Genomic DNA, 7,619 nt, shown 5'->3' on the forward strand with positions numbered 1-7,619 from the left:
ATGACCGAGCAGGGCAGTCCGGGCGAGGCGGCGGGAACGCCCTCGTCCTTCGCGGCGGCGGCGGGCAACGTCAAGCTCGCCTGGTTCCTCGCGGTCAACGACCTGCGCTTCCGCTATTCGCGATCCTTCATCGGCCCGCTGTGGATCGCGCTGCAGATGGCGGTCTTCGTGGCCATGCTGGGCGTGGTCCTGGCCGAGGTCCACGGCGCGCCGATCGGCACCTTCATGCCCTTCTTCGCCGTCAGCCTGATGTTCTGGACCTTCCTCAACACCTCCATCAACGAGAGCATGGAAAGCCTTCACGGCGGTGCCGATCTCATCAAGGATCGCGGCGTGCGGCCCATCGTTCCCGTGCTGCAGGCGGTGCTTCGCAACCTGCTCATCGCCCTCCACTGCCTGCCGGTCCCGGTGGCTGTCATCCTCGTCTTCGGCGCCTCAAGCCCGATGGGGCTTCTGATGGCCTTGCCGGGTATCGTGCTGTTCATCGTCTTCACGGCGCTGGTCTCGATCAGCGTGGCGGGTCTCGGCGTGCGGTTCCGCGACCTCAGGCGCATCGTCGAGACGGCGATGATGCTCGGCTTCCTGGCGACGCCGATCCTCTGGCAGCCGGGCGTCCTGCGCGGCAAGGGCAGCCTCGTCCTGGCCCTCAATCCGTTCGCCCATCTCTTCGCGGTCTGGCGCGACCCGCTGCTCGACGGCCATTGGCCCACGGCGAGCTTTCTCGTCGTCGGCGGCATGATCATCCTTGCCGGGCTCGCCGCCCGCCTCGCGGCCCGCGGCCTCGCCCGCGCCGCGTTCTGGCTGTGAGGGGTCGCGCCATGGTCCATCTCGCCGTTCGCGACCTCGTGGTCGATTTTCCCGCCGTCGAACCGGGCTCCTATTCGCTGAAGATGGCGGCCCTCAGCCTCTTCGGCATCGGCCACGGCCGGGTGCGGCCTCGCACCATCCGGGCGCTCGACCATGTCTCCTTCGACCTGAGGCCCGGCGAGCGGCTGGGCCTCTACGGCCCGAACGGGGCCGGCAAGTCGACGCTGCTGCGCAGCCTTGCCGGGATCTATCCGCCGGCGGGCGGCACGATCGAGCGGCGGGGCAAGGTGTCGACGCTGCTCGGCCTGGCCGCCGGCACGATCTCGGAAATGTCGGCAGAAGCCAATATCCGCCTGCTGCTGCGCATCGACGGCGCGGTGCCCGAGCGCGACCTCGTCGACGAGATCTGGGCCTTTACCGGGATCGACGACGGGTTCCGCCACCTGCCGCTGCGCAGCTTCTCGGCGGGCATGCGCATGCGCCTGCTGTTCTCGGTGGCGACGCGCGTTACCGCCGACATCCTGCTGCTGGACGAATGGCTGTCGGTCGCCGACTCGGCCTTTTCCGACAAGGCCGAGGGCCGCCTTGCCGAATTCGTCGACCAGGCGAAGATCATGGTCTTCGCCTCGCATAACCGGAAGATGCTGGCCGAGCGGGCGACCCGCATCGCCATCCTCGAAGGTGGCAAGATCGTGCGCTACGAGACGCCCGACGACTTCGCGGCGGCGACCGAGGCGGCCCGCAGGGCCAAAGGCTGATCTCCGGGGTGATCAGCCCGCCGCCTCCGGCAGGGCGGCGCCCGGCGGGCGCAGCGGCACGACCTTGGCCGGCACGCGCAGGTCGCTGACGAGTTCGGCGATCGCGGCGCGGACGGCGTCGTCGTCTCCGGCGGCGGCTGACGCCTCGATCCGCGCGAGGATGGGCTGGAGCCGCGCGAGGGGCGGGGCCTGCGCCTCGGCGGCGACGATGCCCTGCACGCCGATATCCACCTGCGGCTCGCGCTCCTCGAAGAGCATTTCGGTGAGGCGCTCGCCGGGCCGGCGGCCGGAATAGACGATGTCGATGCCCTTGCCGGGCTCGAAGCCGGCGAGGCGGATCATCCGGCGGGCGAGGTCATCGATGCGCACGGGCTGGCCCATGTTGAGGACCAGGATCGTCGAGGCAGCAGGCCGCAAATGGTCCGAGACGATCCGGGCGGCGGTCCACAGGAGGTCGGTCGCCTCGCGCTTGGTCATGAAATAGCGGACCATGCCAGGGTCGGTGACGGTCACCGGGCCGCCCGCCTCGATCTGGGCGCGGAAGCGCGGAACCACCGAGCCGGCGGTGCCCAGCACGTTGCCGAAGCGCACTGCGACGAGGCGCGTGCCGGCAGTGGGCGCCGCGCGCACCAGCGAGGCGTCGAGGGCCTGGATGTACATCTCCGCGACCCGCTTGGTGGCGCCGAGGATGGAAACCGGCTGCGTCGCCTTGTCGGTGGAGATCAGCACGAAGGCGCTGGCGCTCGCGGCGACCGCGGCATCGGCGGCATTGACCGTGCCGGCGATATTGGTGCGCGCCGCATCGCACACCTCGCGCTCCAGATGCGGCACGTGCTTGAGGGCGGCGGCGTGGAACACCACGTCGGGCGCGAAGTCGGTCATCAGCCGCTGCAGCCGGGCGCGATCGCGCACGTCACAGAGGCGACCGGTGACGGTGTTGGCGCCCGGCGGGAGTTCGAGGGCGGCGCGGTCGAGGATGGCGTGCAGCACGGCCTCGGAATGATCGAGGACAAGGACCGAGGCGGCGCCGAACTGGGCGCTCCGGATGACGAGTTCCGAGCCGATGGAGCCGCCTCCACCGGTGACGACGACGCGCTTGCCCTGAACGAAGCCGGCGAGGGGCTCGGGATCGACCTCGACCAGCGGGCGGATCAGCAGATCGTCGTCGATGACGGCGTGGAGGCGGGCGGGCCGCATGCCAGCACTGGACTGCGCGGTGACATCGAGGCGGATGGCCGGAATGCCCATGCGGCGGAAGACGCCGATCACCTGTTCCATCAGCGGGGCGGCGTGCAGCGCCTCGGGCGCGATGATGACCCGCTGGATCGTGACGCCGCGCTCGTTGGCGTCGCGGATGACCGCTTCGATCTGGTCCGTGGTGCCCCAGACCGGCACGCCGCGAACCGCCTGGTCGGCCTCATGGGCAAGGGGGGTCACGATGCCATAGACCTTGAGCGGACCACCGAGGCCAGCCTCCACTGCGCGGATGACCGGATCGGCGTCGGAGGCACGGCCGATCACCAGGGCGGCGAGGGGGGCGCGGTTATGGGCGGTCTGGCGTCGCCAGGAGCGATAGGCGCGATAGGCGACGCGCGGGCCACCCAGCATGATGATCTGCACGCACCAGTAGATGACGAGGGTGCGGCCGCCGACGAACTTGATGTCCCCCGTCAGGCGCGGCCCGAGCACATAGTCGAGGGCCAGCAGTGCGAGGGTGAGGATGCAGACGGCCTTGAAGATGCCGAAGAGGTCGAAGAGCGAGGCGAAGCGCCAGCGCGAGGCATAGAGCGAGCAGGCGTGATAGACGCCGAGCGCGAAGACGGAGAAGCCGAGGGCGATCACGACGGGGTCGAGGCCGGCGACGGGGCCCGGCTTGGGCTCGCCGCGCAGGGCGAGCGCCAGCATCAACGCCGCAAAGGTCACGGCGAAGTCGTGCAGCGTCACCCAAACTTTCTTCATGGGGGCGGCGCCCTGCTTGAGGTTCTGCACCGTCCAGTTCCGCCAGTCCAAGGCCGCGTGTCCTCCCGATTCGAGCCCTGCCGGCCCATCCGCGCATCATGCCCGGCGAGCCTCGCCCTTTCACCTCACGATTGGCAACCCTCCGTGTCATTCCGCACGGGGTTGTGGCGCTGATATATCAGGTGTACCAATCATATCAGAGGGGCACGAGATGCTGACGCTGATCGGCGGAGGACGCGACAGGGCAGGGGGACGTGGCCAGACGGCCGCGGCCACGATCCACGCGCTGCTGCGCGAGGAGATCCTGTCGCTGCGCCGCAAGCCCGGCGAGCCGATCACGGAGAAGGACATCGCCGCCGCCCACGGGGTCAGCCGCACGCCGGTGCGCGAGGCGCTCCTCAGGCTCGCCGACGAGGGGCTGGTCGACATCATCGCCAAATCCGGCACCCATGTGTCGCGTATCCCGCTCGCCGACCTGCCGGAGGCCATCACCATCCGCCGGGTGCTCGAGCAGCTTGCGGTGCGGGGGGCCGTCGCCTCCGCGACGCGCAGCCAGATCATCGAGCTGCGCGCCATCCTCGCCCGCACCGCCGAGGCGGCGGAGGCAGGCGACACGGAAGCTTTCCACCGCGCCGACGAGGCTTTCCACGAGGCGGTGGCGACCGCGGGTCGCCATCCCGGCGTCTGGGCGCTCGTCCGTCATGTCAAGCTGCAGGTCGATCGGTTCCGCCGGCTGACCCTGCCGCTGGAGGGGCGGATGACCCGCGTCGTCGCCGAGCACGAGGCGGTTCTCGCCGCCATCGAGGCGCGCGACGCCGATGCTGCCGCGGCCGCCATGGGCGCCCATGTCGACGGGCTGTCGCTCGGGCTCGACGACCTGAAGCGCTTCAACCCCGGCTATTTCCTGGAGGATTCGGCGCGCTCCGACCTGAAACGCGCCTGAGCACATGCCACCGGCGCCCCTGTTGAGGGCACCGGCAAGAAGCGGCGGGATCAACCCGCCCGAAGCACGACAACCACACGGGTAGGGAGGATACCCCCATGACCACCATCTCACGCCGCAACGCGCTCATCGCCGGTGCGGGACTTGCCACCTTCGCCGCCACGCCGCTGCGCGCCCAGCAGACGAAGCTGAAATGGGCCCATGTCTACGAGACGGGCGAGCCCTATCACACCGAGGCGCTCTGGGCCGCGGGCGAGATCGCCAGGCGCACCAACGGCAAGTACCAGATCGACGTCTTCCCGGCCTCGCAGCTCGGCAACGAGAACCAGATCAACGAGGGCCTGTCGCTCGGCACGGTCGACATGATCTATACCGGCGTCGCCTTCGCCGGCTCGATCCACCGGCCGATCTCCATCACCAACGCGCCCTATGTGCTGCGCGACTTCGACCACTGGAAGGCCTATCGCGACTCGCCACTGTTCCGGCAGATCGCCTCCGGCTACGAGGGCCGAACCCGCCACAAGGTCACGGCGCTAACCTATTACGGCGAGCGCCACGTCACCGCCAACAAGGCCATCAACAGACCTGAGGACATGCGCGGCATGAAGCTGCGCGTGCCGCCGGCGCCGCTGTTCCTGATGTTCACCAAGTCGGTCGGCGCCAACGCGACGCCGATCGCCTTCGCCGAGGTCTATCTCGCCCTCCAGCAGGGCACGGTGGACGGCCAGGAGAACCCGCTGCCGACGATCATGGCGAAGAAGTTCTACGAGGTGCAGAGCCACATCATGCTCACCGGCCACATCACGGAATCGCTCCTGTCGATCGTCGGTTCGCATGTCTGGGGCCGCCTCAACGATGCGGAGAAGGCGACCTTCAACGAGGTGCTGCTGGAGGCCGCCTCGCGCGCCTCGAACCAGATCCGCGCCTCCGAACAGACACTGGCAGAGGAGTTCCGCAAGCTCGGCAAGACGGTGATCACGCCGGATCGCGCCGCCTTCCGCGCCGCCGCCATGCCGCTGCACAACGATGCGGCCTCCGGCGCCGGCTGGTCGCGGGCGGAGTACGACGCGCTGCAGGGCCTCGCCCGCTCCAGCTGACGCGAGCCTTCGGGGATGCCGGACCACCGGCGTCCCCATCGCGCCCCTCACATTCCCAAGGCGGCCCCGCGCCGCGAGGACTTCCCATGTCACCGACCCCGCCGCCCGCCGGACCACCGAGCGACGACGTCCATCTCATTGTCGCCACCGACGAGGAGGTGGTGATCGAGAAATATCCCGAGGACTGGATGGCCATCGCCCTGTTCTGGGGCCTCGCCTTCATCGTCTTCCTGCAGTTCTTCACCCGCTACGTGCTGAACAACAGCCTCGCATGGACCGAGGAGATCGCCCGCTACATGCTGATGGTGGTGGTCTTCGTCGGCGGCGCGATGGTGGTCCGGCGCAACACAAACATCGCGGTCGAACTCGTCCAGAATGTCATGCGTGACAGCCTGCCGAAGCGGGCGCTCATCGGCGCGGTCGAGATCATCAAGCTGGCCTTCCTCGCCATGCTCGCCTGGTTCTCGGTGCTCATCACCGAGCGCATGCATAACCTCTACATGACCGTCTTCGACTGGCCGATGTCGCTGGTCTACGGCGGCATCGCCATCGGCTGCTTCATGATGGTCATCCGCCAGGCGCAGATCGTCTGGCGTGGCTTTCGCACCGGCTTCAGCCGACCCGATCCCCTCAGCACTGACACCAAGGCCGGCGGCACGCCATGACCATCGTCATCTTCATCTTCTTCGTGGCGCTGCTCGCGGGCATCCCGGTCTTCATCGCGCTTGCCGGCTCGGCGCTCTACTACACCCATTTCGTTGCCCTGATCCCGGACTTCGTGGTGCTGCACCGCATGGCCGGCGGCCTCGATTCCTTCCCTCTGCTGGCGGTGCCCTTCTTCATCCTCGCCGGCAATCTCATGAACTCCGCCGGCATCACCAACCGGATCTACGATTTCGCGGTGGCGGTGGCGGGCTGGATGCGCGGCGGCCTCGCCCAGGTGAACATCGTGGGATCGGTGATCTTCGCGGGCATGTCGGGCACGGCCATCGCCGATGCGGCGGGCCTCGGCACGATCGAGATCAAGGCGATGAAGGACCACGGCTATTCGACGGAGTTCGCGGTCGGCGTGACCGCGGCGTCGTCGACGCTGGGTCCGATCATCCCGCCCTCGCTGCCCTTCGTGATCTACGGGATGATGGCCAATGTCTCCATTGGCGCGCTGTTCCTCGGCGGCGTCATCCCCGGCCTGTTCATGACCGCCAGCATGATGATCTTCGTCTGGTGGTGCGCGCGGCGCTACAATATGGGCCGCGACCAGGTCTTCCGCTGGAAGGTGCTGGGCCTGACCTTCATCGCCGCGCTGCCGGCGCTGCTGACGCCGATGATCATCATCCTCGGCATGACCCTCGGCTGGTTCACCCCGACCGAGGCGGCGATTGCCGCCTGCACCTGGGCGCTGATCCTCGGCTTCGTGCTCTACCGGTCGCTGACCTGGAAGCAGCTCTACAAGGTGACGCTCGACACGATCGAGACCACCGCAAGCGTGCTGCTCATCGTTGCCGCTGCCTCGCTGTTCGGCTGGGTGCTGACGACGACGCGGCTCACGGAGATGGCAGCGGAGGGGCTGCTGTCGATCACGACGAACCCCTATGTCATCCTCGTTCTGGTCAACATCCTGCTGCTGATCGTCGGCTGCTTCCTCGAGCCGATCGCCTCGATCTCCATCCTGGTGCCGGTGCTCATGCCGATCCTTCTGAAGGTCGGCATCGACCCGATCCATTTCGGGGTGATGATGACGCTGAACTTGATGATCGGCCTTCTGCATCCGCCTCTGGGCATGGTGCTCTTCGTGCTCGCGCGAATATCCGGGATGACGGTCGAGCGAACGACGGTCGCCATCCTGCCCTGGCTGATCCCGCTGCTGTTCTCGCTCGTGGCCATCACCTTTATTCCCGAACTGACGCTCTGGCTGCCGCGCACCATGGGCCTGATCAAATGAGGTGTCGCGGGCCCCCCCCCGGCGGCGGGCCCCCCGCCCCTTACGGCTTTGCCATTCGGCCGGTCTCGCCGAGGCTTGCGGCAATATTTAATACCCCCCCCAGCCGCGGGCCC

The 7,619-nt window shown here is 68.2% G+C and carries 7 protein-coding genes; 6 read left to right on the forward strand and 1 reads right to left on the reverse strand.

Going from position 1 to position 7,619, the window contains the following annotated elements; all coding sequences use genetic code 11:
- Both O9344_RS08740 and O9344_RS08745 read left to right on the forward strand, forming a co-directional pair.
- On the forward strand, positions 1 to 807 hold the full coding sequence (locus O9344_RS08740; protein WP_298475253.1) for a glycosyl hydrolase: 807 nt from the start codon (positions 1 to 3) through the stop codon (positions 805 to 807).
- An 11-nt stretch (positions 808 to 818) separates the two neighbouring features.
- Positions 819 to 1,565 carry an ATP-binding cassette domain-containing protein gene (locus tag O9344_RS08745; RefSeq protein WP_298475256.1) on the forward strand — a complete coding sequence of 249 codons (747 nt, stop codon included), beginning with the start codon at positions 819 to 821 and terminating at the stop codon, positions 1,563 to 1,565.
- Between the two features lie 12 nt (positions 1,566 to 1,577).
- Here O9344_RS08745 and O9344_RS08750 read toward each other — a convergent pair whose 3' ends face one another.
- Positions 1,578 to 3,575 carry a polysaccharide biosynthesis protein gene (locus O9344_RS08750; RefSeq protein WP_298475260.1) on the reverse strand — a complete coding sequence of 666 codons (1,998 nt, stop codon included), beginning with the start codon at positions 3,573 to 3,575 and terminating at the stop codon, positions 1,578 to 1,580.
- 160 nt (positions 3,576 to 3,735) lie between these two features.
- Between O9344_RS08750 and O9344_RS08755 the strand changes: the two genes are divergently transcribed.
- From O9344_RS08755 to O9344_RS08770, 4 genes are all read left to right on the forward strand, one after another.
- The gene (locus O9344_RS08755) at positions 3,736 to 4,467 is read left to right on the forward strand and encodes a GntR family transcriptional regulator (RefSeq protein WP_298475264.1); all 732 of its coding nucleotides are present in this window, start codon (positions 3,736 to 3,738) and stop codon (positions 4,465 to 4,467) included.
- A 98-nt stretch (positions 4,468 to 4,565) separates the two neighbouring features.
- Positions 4,566 to 5,564, forward strand: a complete 999-nt coding sequence (locus O9344_RS08760) for a sialic acid TRAP transporter substrate-binding protein SiaP (RefSeq protein WP_298475267.1) — start codon at positions 4,566 to 4,568, stop codon at positions 5,562 to 5,564.
- Positions 5,565 to 5,650: 86 nt separating this feature from the next.
- Positions 5,651 to 6,229 (forward strand): TRAP transporter small permease, encoded by a 579-nt coding sequence (locus tag O9344_RS08765; RefSeq protein ID WP_298475270.1) that lies wholly within the window; start codon positions 5,651 to 5,653, stop codon positions 6,227 to 6,229.
- The gene (locus tag O9344_RS08770) at positions 6,226 to 7,506 is read left to right on the forward strand and encodes a TRAP transporter large permease (RefSeq protein WP_298475273.1); all 1,281 of its coding nucleotides are present in this window, start codon (positions 6,226 to 6,228) and stop codon (positions 7,504 to 7,506) included. Before O9344_RS08765 ends, O9344_RS08770 begins: the two co-directional genes overlap by 4 nt.
- The last annotated feature ends 113 nt before the right edge of the window (positions 7,507 to 7,619 follow it).

Source organism: Phreatobacter sp., from assembly GCF_027532945.1.
Lineage (GTDB): Bacteria > Pseudomonadota > Alphaproteobacteria > Rhizobiales > Phreatobacteraceae > Phreatobacter.

What these genes read in the sequence shown, in the direction of transcription:
- O9344_RS08740 (WP_298475253.1), top strand. Translation starts at nt 1, where the DNA reads ATGACCGAGCAGGGCAGTCCGGGCGAGGCGGCGGGAACGCCCTCGTCC.
- O9344_RS08745 (WP_298475256.1), top strand. Translation starts at nt 819, where the DNA reads ATGGTCCATCTCGCCGTTCGCGACCTCGTGGTCGATTTTCCCGCCGTC.
- O9344_RS08755 (WP_298475264.1), top strand. Translation starts at nt 3,736, where the DNA reads ATGCTGACGCTGATCGGCGGAGGACGCGACAGGGCAGGGGGACGTGGC.
- O9344_RS08760 (WP_298475267.1), top strand. Translation starts at nt 4,566, where the DNA reads ATGACCACCATCTCACGCCGCAACGCGCTCATCGCCGGTGCGGGACTT.
- O9344_RS08765 (WP_298475270.1), top strand. Translation starts at nt 5,651, where the DNA reads ATGTCACCGACCCCGCCGCCCGCCGGACCACCGAGCGACGACGTCCAT.
- O9344_RS08770 (WP_298475273.1), top strand. Translation starts at nt 6,226, where the DNA reads ATGACCATCGTCATCTTCATCTTCTTCGTGGCGCTGCTCGCGGGCATC.